Below are 16,045 nucleotides of genomic sequence, written 5' to 3'. Positions count from 1 at the left end.
TGCTTAACCACCCTAATAATTAAATTGTAGCATCAATAGGAAGTAGTTTTTTATCTCCCTTTGATGAAAAGGTTTCTAACCTATGTACCCTTACTTTTTCTAAATCTATTTCTATTCCTTCCAGCTCCATAAGCTTTTCAAAAGCAACTTCAGGTTTTAAGTTCCCCTTACTTCCTGTGGAAACAGTTGTTTTGAAAATAATTTCATTCTCCTGCAGTGATAAAATAATTATTTCTTTAATATATTTTTTTATATTCACTATTTTCTCTTTTCCTCTTTTTCCAATTTTCTTATAAAGTATTTCTTCTCTTTTTAGAAATTTTTCTATAAATTCATCTATTTCTTTTAAGTCATATTGATTTTTTGTAATACATTTAACAATATAGGTAGATTCTTCAACTATGCTCATTAATGACTTGCTTTTTGGATCAATATATTTGCATTTAATAAATTTTATTCCCTCTGGCAGTTCCATATTTAACTTTTTTTCAAAATCTTTAACATTTATTTCTTTATTAATTTCTACAGTTAAATACTCTCCTTCACTTGAAACTCCCACTGCAAGGGGGGCAGCAAAGGAAATTTTGGGGTGTGGATTAAAGCCTTGAGTAAATCTTAATGGTATATTAGCTCTCCTAAGCGCTCTCTCAATTACCCTTATTAGTTCCAGATGAGATAAAAACTTCATTCTATCCATTTTAGTAAATTTTGCTAAAATCTTGTACATTAACAAACCCCCCCAATAAAACCATTGTTGATACCACAACCAGTACAACTTAATCTACAATCTCTAGTCAATTTTTCATCTTTAGCTTTTTCATTCTCATTTATTAAATATTTTTTTGTAACCCCAACATCAATATGGTCCCAGGGCAGAATTTCTTTATAGTCCCTTTTCCTATTTGCATAAAAGTGAGGATCAACTCCACACTCAGAAAAGGCTTCCATCCATCTATCATATTGAAATTGCTCTTGCCAACCATCAAATCTACAACCTTTTTCAAATGCTTTTATTAGGACATTACATAATCTTCTATCTCCTCTGGCAAATACTCCTTCTAAAAAGCTTGTCTTAGAATCATGGTAATTATATGTGATTTTCTTTAGCTTAAGTTTGTCTTTTAGATACATCTGCTTTTCTACCAAAGTATCTATTTCATCTTGAGGCTCCCATTGAAATGGTGTAAAAGGCTTAGGAACAAAGGATGAGGTGCTTATAGTAACCTTAAGGCCTTTCCTTCTATTCTCTTTAGGAGTTTTATAATAAATATCAACTACTTTTTTAGCTAAATCTGCAATTCCATCTAAATCTTCGAAGGTTTCTGTAGGCAAGCCTATCATAAAATATAATTTTACACTATTCCAGCCTAATTCAAATGCATTGGTTACTGCATATGTCAGATCCTTTTCTTCTATACCTTTATTTATTACATCCCTCAATCTTTGGGTTCCAGCTTCAGGCGCAAAGGTTAAGCCTGTTTTTCTTACCTTTTGTATTTCTTCTATAAGTTTTATTGAAAAGGAATCTAATCTCAATGATGGTACAGAAACTCCTATTCTTTTGCTTATATATCTGTCTATCAAACCTCTAACCAATTCATTTAACTGTGAATAATCACTTGTGCTCAGGGATGATATAGATATTTCTTCATATCCTGTACTTTTCAATAGTTTATCGGCTAATTCAAGAACCTTATCTGACTTTCTTTCACGAATTGGTCTATATATCATTCCAGCCTGACAAAATCTGCAGCCCCTTGTACAACCTCGGAAAATTTCTACCATAGCCCTATCATGAACAATATCTGCAAAGGGTACTATAACCTTTTCTGGATAAAAAGTTTTATTTATATCCTTCACAATTCTCTTTTTAATTTTAGCAGGATATTCTTCATTCTTAGGCACAAAAGCCTTTATTGTACCGTCTTCAGCATAACGAAATTCATAAAAGCTTGGTATATAAACGCCTTCTATTTTAGATACTTTCTCTAAAAGTTGTTTTTTTCCAAGTCCATCCTTCTTTATTTTTCTATAGATATCAAAAAATTCAATTAAGAGTTCTTCCCCTTCCCCCATCAAAAATATATCCACTATTTCTGCCAAGGGTTCAGGATTATATGCACAAGGTCCACCGGCGATAACAATAGGATCAGATTCATTTCTTTCTGAGCTCCTAAGAGGTATTCCTCCAAGATTCAGCATATTTAATATATTACTATAGCTAAGCTCGTATTGAAGAGTAAATCCTATAATATCTAAATCCTTTATTTGAGTATAGGTTTCTAATGTAAAAAGAGGTAAATTCTCTTTTCTTAATATTCCCTCCATATCTATCCAAGGTGCAAATATTCTTTCACAAAATATATCATCTACTTCATTTAGTAAATTATAAATTATATGCATACCTAAATGGGACATTCCAACTTCATATATATCAGGAAATGCAAATCCAAACCTAATTATATTTTCATTTATTTCTTTTTTATAGCTGTTCTTTTCTCCTCCAATATATCTACTGGGTTTTTCTACTTTATAAAGTATTTCTTCAATTTTTTCTTTCATTCATGTTCCTCCTTAATAATACGGGCTTATCTTTAGTATTGCATTATTGTATATTATACATGCTTTTTTAATTTAAAGATATATATTTTCAGATTTGAGAAACTTGCATAATTAACATTATTAATTTTAGAATACAATATGTAGATAACTCACCTGACTCTCTCTACTGTATTTTGTATTTTAAAATTCTTCACATGTATTATGCAATTTCCTCATTTATTTATAAACACAAAACCATTTTAACATCTTTTTCTAATTATTTGTAGGTTTTATAGAGATTTAAGTAAAGACTTTAGTTTATACATGTTCAAAACTCCCAGAAGCACTGAGTATTTACACCTGTATAAACTAAGTTTTACTACGTAAACTCTATATTGTTAGATTACAGTTCTTATTAAAATATATATTATATACTCACCGTACTATAATCTACATATAATTCAGGATCAACTGCCTCATCATTGATCCATAGTTCAAAATGTAAATATGAGGTCTTTATATCTCCTATTTTACCAACTCTTTGTCCACGTATAACCCTTTCATTTTCCTTTACATATATGCTTTCCAAATTACCGTATATTGAAAATATACCATCACCGTGGTCTATTTTAATAAATTTACCTAAGTTTTCACTTTCACCAGTTAGTATAACTACTCCATTTTCTACTGACTTAACTATATCTATATCTATTGCTTTTATATCTATTCCCCTTTGAAAAGTTTGTTTTTCAGTAATAGGATTCAATTTTTTCCCATATGATGAAATGATTATTCCATTTATTGGAGGTGACATTTTAAAATTTCCTTCTGTCTTTTTGAAAACAGGAATAGTTTCCGATGCATAATCTTTAAACTGAATTGCATATTCTTTTATTATATTAATACTTTTCTTATAGTTAAATTCAGTATACATTACTTTTTTTATAAAAGAAGATGTATTATTTCCAACTGCTGAGTCAATATTTTTAAGTAAAATTATAATTGATACAATTAAAATTGATACTAATATTTGAATTAATATTTTCCTTAATATATTAGAAGATTTTTTATTTCTCCTTTTAGAACCATATCCATAATAATTTCTCCTTTGTCTATTTACTAAATTTCGTCTATATGACTTATCCATAATTCCCCTCCTTATGTTTGGTGATTACTACAATATATTTTTAAGAAGGGATTTTTATTACTAAATATAGTAAAACAATGTCAAGCTTTAATTCATTCTCAATAAAAAAATTCCTTAATATTAAGGAATTTTTTAAAACCTAATTTTTTTCTTTCTCATTGAAACATTTAAAACTAATCCAAGGGCAATCATACTTGTTATTAAGGAACTTCCTCCATAGCTGAGAAAAGGAAGGGTTATTCCAGTAACAGGCATAATTCCTACAGTCATCCCAATGTTTTCGATTATTTGAAATGCAAACATAAATGTAATACCAGTAACAACTAACTGACCATAAATATCTTTAGCATCTTTAGATATTTTCACCATTTTATACAAAAATAGAAAATATAGTAAAAGTATTATGGTACAACCTATCAGGCCTAACTCTTCCCCTAAAACCGCATATATAAAATCAGTTTCCTGTACAGGTAAAAAGTCCCCTCTATGAAAAGTCCCTTTAAATAAGCCCTTTCCATATATCATTCCCGAGCCAATTGCTGTTTTTGATTGAGCTACATGATAATTGCCTGGTAAAGTAGGATCAGAAGGATTTAAAAAAGCATCAATTCTTTGTTGCTGATGAGGCTTTAAAAAATTATAAACTAACGGTAAGGATGATATCCCAATTAACCCACCATATAGCACAAGCTTGATATTAACACCTGCAACAAAGAGCATTCCAAAGGTTATGACAATAAATACCAGAGCAGTACCTAAGTCAGTCTGTTTTAAAAGAAGTATTACAAAAGGCAATACAAAAAGCATAGGTCCAATTAAATCTTTGATGGTCTCAAGCTTTTCATACTTCATTTCCAAATATTTAGCAAGAGACAAAATAAAACCCAATTTTGCTACTTCCGATGTTTGAAAATCTAAAGGCCCCAAATTGATCCAACTCCTAGCCCCTCCTCTAACTACTCCTAAGCCTGGAATATATACCATCAGCAATAATATAATTGATATGACATATAAGGGTTTATATGCATTACCAAAGCTATTATAATTTATAGTTAAGGTAGCTAATACAGCAATTACTCCAATAATGAAAGCAATTATTTGAATTTTAGGCTGTCTTTTAAGGCCGATGTCAATAATTTCACCTATACTTTCTTTGAATGTTGTATCCTTTGATAAATCTATAACATTAGTAGCACTAGTAATTATAATAACTCCAATAAAAAATATTACTATAACTACAGCAATTAGTCCAAAATCAATATTTTTAATTAATCTTCTTTCAATCATAAAGCACCTCTTAGTAGTTGTTGTATCTAAGAAAATTGTATAATTGTTTTTAGCACCTTAAGAAATTATAACATAAAAAACTTACTCTTCTCAACACTAATGTAAAACTAAAATATATTAATTGAGCAAATTGCATAATTACCTTACCTAAAAATTATCTACTACATGTGGTTTTAAAATCTTCAAAGCCATACCATATATATTATGCAACCCAGCCAAATTAGAATTATGCAATTTCCTCAATTATTGATTCAAACCAATAAAAATAAAAACCCCTATACTGGGGCCATATAATTACTATCTATTCTTCATCTTCTTTATAGGAATATTAGCAACAAGTGCAGGCATAATTTTGTCATCATCTCTTTTTGTCTTTGTAATTTTAATATCTAATCCCTCTTCGTCGATTTCCATATAGTCAGAAATAACATTAAGCAAATCTCCCCTTATCATTTCCAAAAAACTGTCTGAACAATTGGTTCGGTCATGAACCAGTACTAATTTTAACCTCTCCTTTGCCAGCTCTTTGCTAGTACCCCCCTCTTTACTAAAAAACTTAAATACATCTAACATATATTATCCCCCTTACTTATTTATCCCAAATAGTTTGGCAAGTTTCACCATAAAACCTTCTTGTATATCTAGTTCCATAAACGGTACATCTTCGCCAGTAATTCGTCTTGCAATATTTCTAAATGCTTGTCCTGCCATTGAATTCTCATCCTTGGCAGCAGGCTCGCCTTTATTGGTAGATATAACAATATACTCATCATCTGGTACAATACCTAAAAGGTCAATTGCTAGAATATCTGTCATATCCTCAATATTCATCATATCACCTTTTTTAACCATATCTATTCTTATTCTATTTATTACTAGCATAGGGTTGTTCAATTCAGCGGCTTCTAAAAGTCCTATAATTCTATCAGCATCTCTAACTGCTGATATTTCTGGAGTAGTTACTACTATAGCTCTATCGGCACCAGCTATAGCATTTTTAAATCCTTGCTCTATACCTGCAGGACAATCTACTAAAACATAATCATATATTTCTTTAAGTTTATTACAAAGATCCTGCATTTGTTTAGGTGATATAGCGTTCTTATCCTTCGTTTGTGCAGCTGGAAGCAGATAAAGTCCTTCAAACCTCTTATCTCTTATCAAACCCTGCTTTAAGCGGCAAACTCCTTCTACCACATCAACAAGGTCATAAACTATCCTATTTTCTAAACCCAATACAACATCTAAATTTCTAAGACCTATATCGGCATCAATAACCACAACTTTTTTTCCTAATATTGCTAAACTAGCACCAATATTAGCAGTGGTTGTTGTTTTACCAACTCCGCCTTTTCCAGATGTAACAACAATAACTTCGCCCATTATAATTCCCTCCTAATTATACATTATCTATTTTTTGTAAGGTACGGTTCAATCTGAATCATATCATCCTTTATAAAAGCTATTTCAGGATATTTAGGATCATATCCCCCACTATCTGGAGCTCTCGCTATATATTTTCCGATTCTTAACTGTGTAGGTAACAATTTTAATGCAGATACAAAAGCTTTATCATTACCATTTGAACCAGCATGGGCTGTACCCCTTAAAGCTCCCATTACAACAATATTGCCATAGGCAATAACTTTTGCCCCTGGGTTTACATCACCCATAATAATTACGTTACCTTTAAATTCAATTTTTCTACCTGACCGTAGGGTTGCCTTTACAAATTTAGTCATACCTTCCTCTAAGCCTGTAAATACTTCTTCTTTTTTCAAACATGTTATATTATTTTCTATCATAATCATTCCAAATCTGTTATTTATTAAATCAATTATTTCATTTTCTTCATCACTACTTAAATTTTTACCTTCTATTCTAGCTATTTTGGCTCCTATAAAAAAATCCTTGGCTTTTTCTAATCTTTCTATTAACTGTTCCTTGAGTTTTTCATATTCACAGGATTCATTGAAATGAATTATTAGTCCATCCTTTGTCCCTTTAAATTCAATATTATTCTTAAAACCCATCTAAATGCTACCTCCAAATCCATATATATCTGTATATAGATATTTAACCTCAAGCTATCTATATTTAAATACTTTGATTCTTTAAGCCTTATAGATTTGTATAAATTTAAATTTTACATCATTTAAGTTTAGGTACGATAAATTTGCTATATTAATAATTCTTCAATTAATAAGATATTCCTTCTTTTATAATAATAAATTTATTATAAATAATGCTGAGGTACTAGTATAATCCTCAGCTTTTATTTATTTATTACGTTTCTTTACATTATTCATCTAAATTCTGGTTATTTTTCATTGTAGCTCCATTTTTCGACTCCTGATATGTTCCAATTATTTCCTTAGCTATAGGTGCTCCATATCCTCCATGACCACCTTGAAATAATAATACTACAACTGCTATTTCTGGCTTTTCATAAGGAGAAAATGATGTGAACCATGCAAAATTATCATAATCGCTTTTAAACTGGTCAATCATTTCATCTGTGACTCTCTTATCAAGTCTTTTTATTGCTTCCCTCATCACTGAACCTTCTTCAAAATAGCCCCTTGTTAATTTGCCTATTATTTCATTATTCACTCTATTTTTTTTGCTCTTTAAATTTTCGATTTCATCATCTCTATTCTCATTAGCTTCTTTACCAGATACTTTCTCATTCTCTTGTTCCAATTCTTCAATCTTTTGTTGCAGCTCTTCCAGCTCTTTTTGCAATGACTCTAGTTCCTTTTTTCTTTGATTAAATATCTTATTGGATTCTTCCATTATTTTATCTAATGATATATTAGGAGCAATATATTTTAAATGTTTCTTTATATACTCTACCTCATCTAAAGGAGGAATTTTACCATCTCTTTCCGCTGTACCAGTTTTTCCAGCAACACCTTCAAAACCACTAAATGCGCTTCTTCCTGTGCCAGTTTCATTAACCCGTCTCATTCCTTCTCTTATATACTTAAGGTTATCATTATTATTAAGAGGAATTTTTTGTTTCTTATCGGCCTTAGATTGTTCCTCATTTCCAATTCTTTTTATTAGTGTTAATTCATTTAAGTATCCGTCATTGGCAATTGCAGAAATATATCTAGCCATTTGAACTGGTGTATACGCATGGGCTCCCTGTCCAATTGCCAGATTAAATGCATCTCCTTCTTTAAAATTCATTTGAATAAAATAGTCAAATTTTATAATATCAGCAAGATCATTTGCCTTAGATTCTTCTATGCCCATCTCTTTAAGCCTACTTAAAATAGTGCCCCTAGAAGGATTGTCCTTGGCCCAGCTCAATATTTCATCGATACAATTTTTGATTTCATCTTCATCCTCTAATATATTAGCTGGCAAATAGTCTTCACTAATTTCATAAAGTCTTCTTTCCAAATATAATAGCATATTTCTTGATTTTTTATCGGGATCCGGAGCTCCCGCTACAAACTCTGATATTTCTAAGCCAGTTGTTTTACCTAATCCAAACATTTTTATATATTCTATTAATTTATCTACATTCATATCTATTCCTAAAGGCTCATCCTTATAATAATCATAGCCATTTACTATATCATACATATAATAATTACAGGATTCTTCCAGAGCCTTTATTAAATCAACATAACCATGACTCGTCTTATATTGGTTCCAAATCCAGCAGCCAAAGGTTTCTGAACCTCTTCTAATAACACCGCCATCATAGAGTTTTCTATTAGGGTCCAACCCCTGATCTATAGCAGCTAATCCTGTAATCATTTTAAATATTGAGCCAGGCTGTACAGCTGTAATTGTGGCAATATTTAACATTGGGTTCGGCGCTATAGGATCTCTTTTGTTTTCGGGCTGCAAATTCTGCCACTCTTCATTAGATATCCCTGTAGAAAAAAGATTGGGATCATAGGCTGGATAACTTGCTAAAGCAAGAACTTCGCCTGTATTTACATCAGTAACTACTACAGCTCCCGTTTTTGCATTTGGAAAGCTTTCTTTGTAATCATAATCTCCCCATTTGCTTTTAAAGGCTCCACCTTTTTGTATTTCCTCTAATCCACGCTTTAAAGCTTCCTCTGCCACTTTTTGAAGCTTGGTATCTATAGTTAAATATATATTTTTGCCAGGCTTTGGTTTTTTTTCATATTCTAACTCTTTTACTGTTCTACCATAGGTATTAACCTCTACGGATTTCGCTCCATTCTCTCCTTTTAAGATTAGTTCATATTTACCTTCAATACCTGTTTTTCCAACAATATCACTTTTAGAATATTCATTTTCTTCAACATATTTTTTTATTTCACTTTCATTTGATATCTTCCCAAGAAAGCCAAGTATATGGGAAGCCATCTCACCGTTGGGATAGTATCTTTTAGGTTCTATAGCCACACCTATTCCTGGCAGATCCATTCCAGCTTCTTCTATAAGTATTGCAGTTTCTTCCGATATATCAGAAGCAATTCTAAGTGGCTTATATTTTAGATACCCCTGACTTGTTAAAGCATGTCTTATTGTTAAAATTTTTCTAGCATCATCATCCGTATATTCATCACCTATTTTATATTTCTCTCTTAACTCTTCAAATGCTTTCTTGGCATCAATATTAACATCCAATCCATAGCTTTTTAAAAAATCTTCTTTTTTCATCTGTGGTAAAAATTTCATTTTACTTATAGATATAGGTGGCGTTATTCCCATGGCTATTAGATATTCTTGTGCTTTCAGCTTATCTAAATTCTCAATGGGTAAATTATCTGAAACAATTTTATTAAAAACGGCTTCAGCATCTTTTAAATTATAATATTCTTCTCCCAAAGACAAAAGCCAATTTTCAATTTCTCTGTCGTAGGAATAAACAAAATTATTATTTTCTATTATTATTGGAAATTCTATATGCTTTTCATTGTTTTCTTCTAATATATCAATTACTTTGATAGCAACTTCATGAAGATCTTCTATAGGTAATTCGCTTCTGACTAATTGAACAGTAAAGCTAGGAATATTCCCAGCTATTAAAACTCCATTTCTATCTCTAATTTCACCTCTTGGTGCTACAATTGAAATATCCTTTATACGAATATTCTCTGATCTTTCTCGTCTATTTTCTCCTTCAACAATAGTAAGATTCAAAAGCCGAACAAATATAATAAAAAAAATTACTATAAAGCTAATTATAATTTGATTGTTTCTATCCTTTAATTTATCAAGCATATTTTTCCTCCAACTCCAACTTACTTATACCCATAAACACGATTAAAAAAAATCCTATATATTAAAATTCCTACAATTGAATTATAGATACTTTCTGTAAAAATAACCGTTCTTAAAATAGATATGTAATCTACTCGATGTCTTAAAAAATGCATTAATACGAAATATATACCATGATAGAAAAAGGTCGATAAAATCATAAGAATTAATGGGGTAATATAATTATCCTTAAACAATCTACTTTCTAATCCACCTATTAAATATCCTAGAAAAGAATATATCAGAATATTTATGCCAATCGCTTTACTAAAGAAAATATCCTGCAATATACCCGCTATTATTCCAGCTGTAACGCCTTTTTTCCTTCCTGACAATATACTTATGGAAACAACAATAATTAACGCCGTATTCGGTAAAATTCCTCCTATACGAAAATGTTGAAAGACTGTAGATTGTAAAATGAAATTAATTATAATTATAACAAACATTGAATATCCGCTCATCTTAAGCTCCTCTAATTTTCACTATTTTCTTTTTTGCTATTATTTGGTATTACAAACACCCTATCTAATTTCTTAAAGTTTACATTAGGCTCAACTATAATGTTTTCTAAAAGTTCATCTTCCTTTACTATAACGTCCTTTATCTTACCTATAATAATTCCCTTAGGATGTAAACCCAGTCCAGATGTTACTATGTAATCGCCAATCTCAGCCTTAGTCTCGGTATCAAATAAATACCCCTTTAAATTTTTGTCTCCACTTCCATTGATCAGTCCTATATTACTATTTGTATCACTAAGGATTTCAAAACTCACTCTACTTCTATTATCAATAATAGTTATAACCTTAGCCCATGTATCCCCAACTTCATATACCAGTCCAATTAAACCGTCACCATTCATTACCGTGCTATTTTTAGTTATACCATCCTTAAGGCCTGCATCTATTGTAAATAAATTAAACCAATTTCCTGGATCCTTGGCTATAACATTACAGGTAACATAATTCTCGATATTCTTCTCCTTCGCATAATTTAAAGCATTATAAAGATTCTCTAGATCATCAATTTCTTGCACCTTGAGTTTCAATTTAATAATTTGATTTTGAAGCTTAATATTTTCTTCTCTAAGCTTTTTATTTTGTCCATCAAGCTTCCATACGTTTGCAACAGGATGTATAAAATCTGATATGAAATCACTTCCAAGATAAAAGAACTTTTGAATTGGCGTTAGTATGTTTCCTGCTAAGTTTTCACCACTTGTTATATTATCCCTTCCTCCAAAGGTAATTCCAATTATAATTAGTAAAATGATAGTAACAATTGTTACTATCATTACTTTACTTTTAAAAATATTTCCCATCTAACTATCACCACTTTAACGATTTCTTCTTGGAGATATGAAAACTCTCTTAAGTAAATCATAATTTTCTAATGCTACACCTGTTCCTGAGGCCACACAGTCCAGAGGCTGTTCAGCTATTCTTACTGGCATGCCTGTTTCTTCTTTTATAAGCTTGTCTAATCCGTCTAATAATGCACCACCACCAGTAAGCATAATACCATATTCCATTATATCTGCAGCAAGTTCAGGTGGAGTTTTTTCCAATGTGATTTTTATTCCTTCTAAAATAGAATTAACTGGTTCATTTAATGCATCTAAAATTTCAGTCGATGTAATTGTAAGAGTTTTCGGTAGTCCAGAAACTAAATCTCTACCTCTTATTTCCATTCTTTCTTCCTTAGTCTTTGGAAAAGCTGATCCAATGGTTATTTTAGTTTCTTCAGCAGTTCTCTCACCTATCATCAAATTATATTCCTTTTTTATATAGTGAACAATTGCTTCATCCATTTCATCTCCACCGATTCTAATGGATTTGCTAGTAACTATCCCACCTAAAGAAATAACTGCTATTTCCGTTGTACCTCCACCAATATCAACAACCATACTACCCGTAGGGTCAGCAACCGGGAGTCCTGCTCCAATAGCAGCAGCCATTGGTTCTTCAATCAAAAATGCTTCTTTAGCTCCAGCCTGCTCAGTGGCATCAATAACGGCCCTCTTCTCAACTTCTGTAACTCCAGAAGGCACACAAACTAACACTCTTGGTCTAAAAACAACTGAATTCTTAGGATTCGCCCTTTTGATAAAGTACCTTAACATCCCTTGAGTTGTATCAAAATCTGCAATAACTCCATCCTTTAAAGGTCTAATGGCAACTATATTTCCAGGTGTTCTACCTATCATTTTCTTAGCTTCCAGTCCCACAGCAAGTACATCCTTAGTGTCTTCCTGTATTGCCACTACAGATGGTTCACGAATTACTATTCCTTTTCCTTTAACATTAATTAATGTGTTAGCAGTTCCCAAATCTATACCTATATCTTTAGTAAATAAGTTGAATAATCCCATTCATTTACTCCTTCCTAGTTGTCAACGATGACTATGGCTTTTATTTTATATTAAAGATTCTTCCTTTAAACTAAAGTAATTCCCGTCGCCAATAATAATATGATCCAATACTTCTATCCCAATTATTTGACCAGCCTCAATTAATCGTTTTGTAATATTAATATCTTCTTTACTAGGCTGTGGATTACCACTAGGATGATTATGTAGAAGTATTATTGACGCACTGCTCTTTTTTATTGCTCTTTTAAAAACCTCCCTTGGATGTACTATCGAAGCGTTCAAGCTCCCTATTGAAATGGTTTCAAATGTTATTATTTCGTTTTTAGTGTTAAGAAAAATTACTTTAAAATGTTCTTTTTCTAAAAAACGCATATCGTTAATAAACATATCAGTTACATCCTTTGGTGATTTTATAGTTCTTTTTATTTCTAATGAACTTCTTGATAATCTATTTCCAAGCTCTACTGCTGCAAGAATCTGGCAAGCTTTACTCGTTCCGATTCCTTTTATTTCACTTAATTCTTCTACTGTACAATTGGCTAAATATCTAATCCCTTTCTCATGATGACTTAACAAAACATTAGCAAGCTCAAGGGCCGATTGTTCCCTTGAACCAGTTCTAATTAGTATAGCTAAAAGTTCAATATTGGACAATGTCTGTGGACCATACCTTATGAGCTTTTCTCTTGGCCTTTCATTTTCTGGCATTTTTTTAATAGTCACGTTATATTTGTCCATATTTATCACTCCAAAGCTTGCTTAAATTTCAAAGTCATCAACTTATTTTTTGTCAATACTTTTTAGTCTCTTACACAAACTTTATAACTCTAAGTATATATTATAACAGATTATTTGTGGAATTTTAAGAAATGAAATATTTTATTTATTCTTGTCAATATCAAAAATATCTATATTAAAATAATTTAATAATATATTATCAAGCTTTGATACTGGTAAACCAACAACAGAAAAATAATCTCCCTTAATCCACTGTACAATAGTTCCTCCAAACCCTTGAATTCCATATGCTCCAGCCTTATCCCACACTTCACCAGTCTCAATATACTTCTTTATCTTAGTCTCAGATAATTTTTTAATCTTAACCATAGTCTTTTCATATGTAACGTATTTTCTATCAGTACCTTTTTCTATTACAGCTAATCCTGTATATACATAATGTACATCATCCTGCAATAAATTTAGCATATTAAATGCATTATTAAATGATTTAGGCTTTCCTAATACTGTATCTTTATAAACTATTGTATCAGCAGCTATTATTATTGTGTTATTTTCCACAGAACCAGCCACATCTAAGGCTTTTTCAAAAGCTAAAGCCATAACTATATGCTGTGGCTTTTCATCAGATCTAATTTTCTCATCTAAATCACTTTTCACTATTCTAAAGCATAGCCCTAGGTTTTTCAATATTTCTCGTCGTCTAGGGGAAGCTGAAGCTAAAATAATTTTTTTATTCATATAGCACCTACAGTCTATTAAATATTAATAATGCAATTATAAGGCCCAAAATACTTGTTAAACTAATGTTCATAGTAAATCCAAATGTTAGTTGTATAACATTTAAATCAAGAGTAGCAGGACTGATTCCTATAGATTTACTGTATCCAAGCCACTTTATACTATCTCCAAATATGTCTCCAATAACTCCACCAATAACTAAGCCTACTAATAGTAAAAGTAACAAAAGCCATGGATTCCTATTTCTTGATCTCACTAGAGATGCCCTCCTTCACAAGCTATTATATAGATTTTCCATAGTAAAACTTAATTTATACATATCAATATATCCAATGCTTCTAGGGATTTTTAATGTGTATAAATTAACTATTTCACTGGAATATCTATAATTACACAACAGAAATAGTTAAAATAAATTTAAAAGAAAATAGTGAAAACTTCTGCACTTCTATTTCAAATTTATTAAACCTTAAAGTTGTTTATCTTTAAATACATCTATTATGATAGTCCTATATATAATATAAGATGATTTTATATAGAAAAAATTGGATGCTTTTTATGTATAAATTAAGTTTTACTATGAGCTCTATAGAGATTCAAGTAAAGACTTTAATTTACACATATCAAAAACCCTTAAAACCATTGGATATTTTCATATGCATAAATTAAGTTTTACTATGAACTCTATATAGGTTATTATATCCAACTTATCCTGTATTATCTATTATTTCAATTTGAATGAAAAGAATTTATTGCTCCATTATAATTAGGAAACCATTGGAAATCTCGGTTTTAAACTTAGTACACAATTTAAGTTTAGCATTTAGGAAAAATTATTACAAGTAGTATTTTTTACAAATCAAAATAGAAATAAAAAAACCTATGATATCTTGACCAATAGGATATCATAGGTTTTTACAAATTGTCATTTTTGTAATTTATTTCATTTTTATTGCTTTTTTAGGACATTTTGCTTCACATGCACCACAGCCAATACATTTGTCCTCTATAACTTTATGCTTAACCTTTACTTCCCCTTCAATTGCTTCTGCAGGACAAACTTTCTTACACAATGTACAACCTATACAATCTTCTTCAGAAATTTCTGCTTTTCTGCGTTTTTCAAAATTAGCATAGATTGCTTTTGTAGGGCATTTCTCAGCGCATAGCATACAATTAGTACATTTTTCATAATCTATCTTGGCAAGATTATTTTCAAATTCAATAGCATCAAATGGACATGTCTTAACACATATCTTACAACCGATACAGCCTACACTACATTTTTCTTTAACAGCTTTACCAAATTCCTTATTGTTACAATCCACAATGACATTTTGTTCATATGGCACAAATTCAATAACGTTCTTTGGACAAACTTCAAGGCATTTCCCACAAGCTGTACATTTTTCAGGATCAATTACAGCAACATTTCCATCAGTTATTTTTATAGCATCAAACTGACATGCCTTAACACATGTTCCTAAACCCAAACATCCATAACTGCAACCCTTACTTCCACCAGCAAGCATAGCGGCCGCCTTACAATCCTGTATACCAAAATATTCATATTTTTCTTTACAGTTTTTATTATCACCTTTACAAATAACTCTTGCAACTTGCTTTACACCTTCGCCAACTTCAACACCCATTATTTCGGCAACCTTCTCTGCACACTCGGCACCACCAACTGGGCATCCATTAACAGGAGCCTTACCATCAGCCACTGCATTGGCAAAACCATCACATCCTGGATATCCGCAACCACCGCAGTTTGCGCCAGGAAGTGCATCTCTAATGGCAAGAGCTCTAGGATCTATTTCCACTGCAAACTTTTGTGAAGCAAAGGCCAATCCTGCACCAAATAAAAGACCTAATCCACCTAAGCTTGCACCTGCAAGAAGAATATTATTAAAATCCATAGTATCACCCTTTCTATATTACATTCAAAGATAATC

At 31.0% G+C, this 16,045-nt stretch carries 15 protein-coding genes; all 15 read right to left on the bottom strand.

Translation table 11 applies throughout. From position 1 onward, the window contains the following. Positions 1–19: 19 nt before the first annotated feature. The 15 genes from B5X81_RS09345 to rnfB all read right to left on the bottom strand — a co-directional run bounded on the left by B5X81_RS09345 (position 20) and on the right by rnfB (position 16,009). Positions 20–727 carry a TIGR03936 family radical SAM-associated protein gene (locus B5X81_RS09345; protein WP_079491194.1) on the bottom strand — a complete coding sequence of 236 codons (708 nt, stop codon included), beginning with the start codon at positions 725–727 and terminating at the stop codon, positions 20–22. After that, entirely contained in the window at positions 727–2,562 is a 1,836-nt protein-coding gene (locus B5X81_RS09340; RefSeq protein WP_079491193.1) for a TIGR03960 family B12-binding radical SAM protein, read from the bottom strand. Before B5X81_RS09340 ends, B5X81_RS09345 begins: the two co-directional genes overlap by 1 nt. A 406-nt stretch (positions 2,563–2,968) precedes the next feature. Continuing rightward, positions 2,969–3,688: a M23 family metallopeptidase gene (locus tag B5X81_RS09335; protein ID WP_079491191.1), complete on the bottom strand. Its 720-nt coding sequence runs from the start codon at positions 3,686–3,688 to the stop codon at positions 2,969–2,971. 132 nt (positions 3,689–3,820) lie between these two features. Further along, entirely contained in the window at positions 3,821–4,975 is a 1,155-nt protein-coding gene (gene rodA / locus B5X81_RS09330; protein WP_079491190.1) for a rod shape-determining protein RodA, read from the bottom strand. A gap of 297 nt (positions 4,976–5,272) precedes the next feature. Continuing rightward, positions 5,273–5,548 (bottom strand): cell division topological specificity factor MinE, encoded by a 276-nt coding sequence (gene minE / locus B5X81_RS09325; RefSeq protein ID WP_079491188.1) that lies wholly within the window; start codon positions 5,546–5,548, stop codon positions 5,273–5,275. Between the two features lie 12 nt (positions 5,549–5,560). Beyond that, complete coding sequence (gene minD, locus B5X81_RS09320) at positions 5,561–6,358, bottom strand: septum site-determining protein MinD (protein WP_079491186.1); 798 nt, start codon at positions 6,356–6,358, stop codon at positions 5,561–5,563. A gap of 23 nt (positions 6,359–6,381) precedes the next feature. Continuing rightward, positions 6,382–7,008, bottom strand: coding sequence for a septum site-determining protein MinC (gene minC / locus B5X81_RS09315; protein WP_079491185.1), 627 nt, complete (start codon positions 7,006–7,008; stop codon positions 6,382–6,384). A gap of 268 nt (positions 7,009–7,276) precedes the next feature. Further along, positions 7,277–10,195, bottom strand: a complete 2,919-nt coding sequence (locus B5X81_RS09310; RefSeq protein WP_079491183.1) for a penicillin-binding transpeptidase domain-containing protein — start codon at positions 10,193–10,195, stop codon at positions 7,277–7,279. Positions 10,196–10,215: 20 nt separating this feature from the next. Beyond that, positions 10,216–10,698, bottom strand: a complete 483-nt coding sequence (mreD, locus tag B5X81_RS09305; RefSeq protein ID WP_079491182.1) for a rod shape-determining protein MreD — start codon at positions 10,696–10,698, stop codon at positions 10,216–10,218. 11 nt (positions 10,699–10,709) lie between these two features. Continuing rightward, positions 10,710–11,558: a rod shape-determining protein MreC gene (gene mreC / locus B5X81_RS09300; protein ID WP_079491181.1), complete on the bottom strand. Its 849-nt coding sequence runs from the start codon at positions 11,556–11,558 to the stop codon at positions 10,710–10,712. A gap of 15 nt (positions 11,559–11,573) precedes the next feature. Then, positions 11,574–12,608 (bottom strand): rod shape-determining protein, encoded by a 1,035-nt coding sequence (locus B5X81_RS09295; RefSeq protein ID WP_079491180.1) that lies wholly within the window; start codon positions 12,606–12,608, stop codon positions 11,574–11,576. Positions 12,609–12,653: 45 nt separating this feature from the next. Beyond that, a complete protein-coding gene (gene radC / locus B5X81_RS09290; protein ID WP_079491178.1) occupies positions 12,654–13,346 on the bottom strand; it encodes a RadC family protein in 693 nt (230 codons plus the stop codon). Positions 13,347–13,487: 141 nt separating this feature from the next. Continuing rightward, the gene (locus B5X81_RS09285) at positions 13,488–14,087 is read right to left on the bottom strand and encodes a Maf family protein (protein WP_079491177.1); all 600 of its coding nucleotides are present in this window, start codon (positions 14,085–14,087) and stop codon (positions 13,488–13,490) included. Positions 14,088–14,094: 7 nt separating this feature from the next. Beyond that, positions 14,095–14,343, bottom strand: a complete 249-nt coding sequence (locus B5X81_RS09280; protein WP_079491176.1) for a DUF4321 domain-containing protein — start codon at positions 14,341–14,343, stop codon at positions 14,095–14,097. Between the two features lie 682 nt (positions 14,344–15,025). Next, positions 15,026–16,009, bottom strand: coding sequence for an RnfABCDGE type electron transport complex subunit B (gene rnfB, locus B5X81_RS09275; RefSeq protein WP_079491175.1), 984 nt, complete (start codon positions 16,007–16,009; stop codon positions 15,026–15,028). Between the last annotated feature and the right edge of the window lie 36 nt (positions 16,010–16,045).

Origin of the sequence: Maledivibacter halophilus (assembly GCF_900167445.1) — a bacterium.
Taxonomy (GTDB): Bacteria; Bacillota; Clostridia; order Peptostreptococcales; family Caminicellaceae; genus Maledivibacter; species Maledivibacter halophilus.
Note: the sequence above shows the minus strand (reverse complement) of the source record. Positions and strands in the feature narration are given on the sequence as shown.

Coding starts and splice junctions, on each gene's coding strand:
- B5X81_RS09345 (WP_079491194.1), bottom strand. CDS start 727: ATGTACAAGATTTTAGCAAAATTTACTAAAATGGATAGAATGAAGTTT.
- B5X81_RS09340 (WP_079491193.1), bottom strand. CDS start 2,562: ATGAAAGAAAAAATTGAAGAAATACTTTATAAAGTAGAAAAACCCAGT.
- B5X81_RS09335 (WP_079491191.1), bottom strand. CDS start 3,688: ATGGATAAGTCATATAGACGAAATTTAGTAAATAGACAAAGGAGAAAT.
- rodA (WP_079491190.1), bottom strand. CDS start 4,975: ATGATTGAAAGAAGATTAATTAAAAATATTGATTTTGGACTAATTGCT.
- minE (WP_079491188.1), bottom strand. CDS start 5,548: ATGTTAGATGTATTTAAGTTTTTTAGTAAAGAGGGGGGTACTAGCAAA.
- minD (WP_079491186.1), bottom strand. CDS start 6,358: ATGGGCGAAGTTATTGTTGTTACATCTGGAAAAGGCGGAGTTGGTAAA.
- minC (WP_079491185.1), bottom strand. CDS start 7,008: ATGGGTTTTAAGAATAATATTGAATTTAAAGGGACAAAGGATGGACTA.
- B5X81_RS09310 (WP_079491183.1), bottom strand. CDS start 10,195: ATGCTTGATAAATTAAAGGATAGAAACAATCAAATTATAATTAGCTTT.
- mreD (WP_079491182.1), bottom strand. CDS start 10,698: ATGAGCGGATATTCAATGTTTGTTATAATTATAATTAATTTCATTTTA.
- mreC (WP_079491181.1), bottom strand. CDS start 11,558: ATGGGAAATATTTTTAAAAGTAAAGTAATGATAGTAACAATTGTTACT.
- B5X81_RS09295 (WP_079491180.1), bottom strand. CDS start 12,608: ATGGGATTATTCAACTTATTTACTAAAGATATAGGTATAGATTTGGGA.
- radC (WP_079491178.1), bottom strand. CDS start 13,346: ATGGACAAATATAACGTGACTATTAAAAAAATGCCAGAAAATGAAAGG.
- B5X81_RS09285 (WP_079491177.1), bottom strand. CDS start 14,087: ATGAATAAAAAAATTATTTTAGCTTCAGCTTCCCCTAGACGACGAGAA.
- rnfB (WP_079491175.1), bottom strand. CDS start 16,009: ATGGATTTTAATAATATTCTTCTTGCAGGTGCAAGCTTAGGTGGATTA.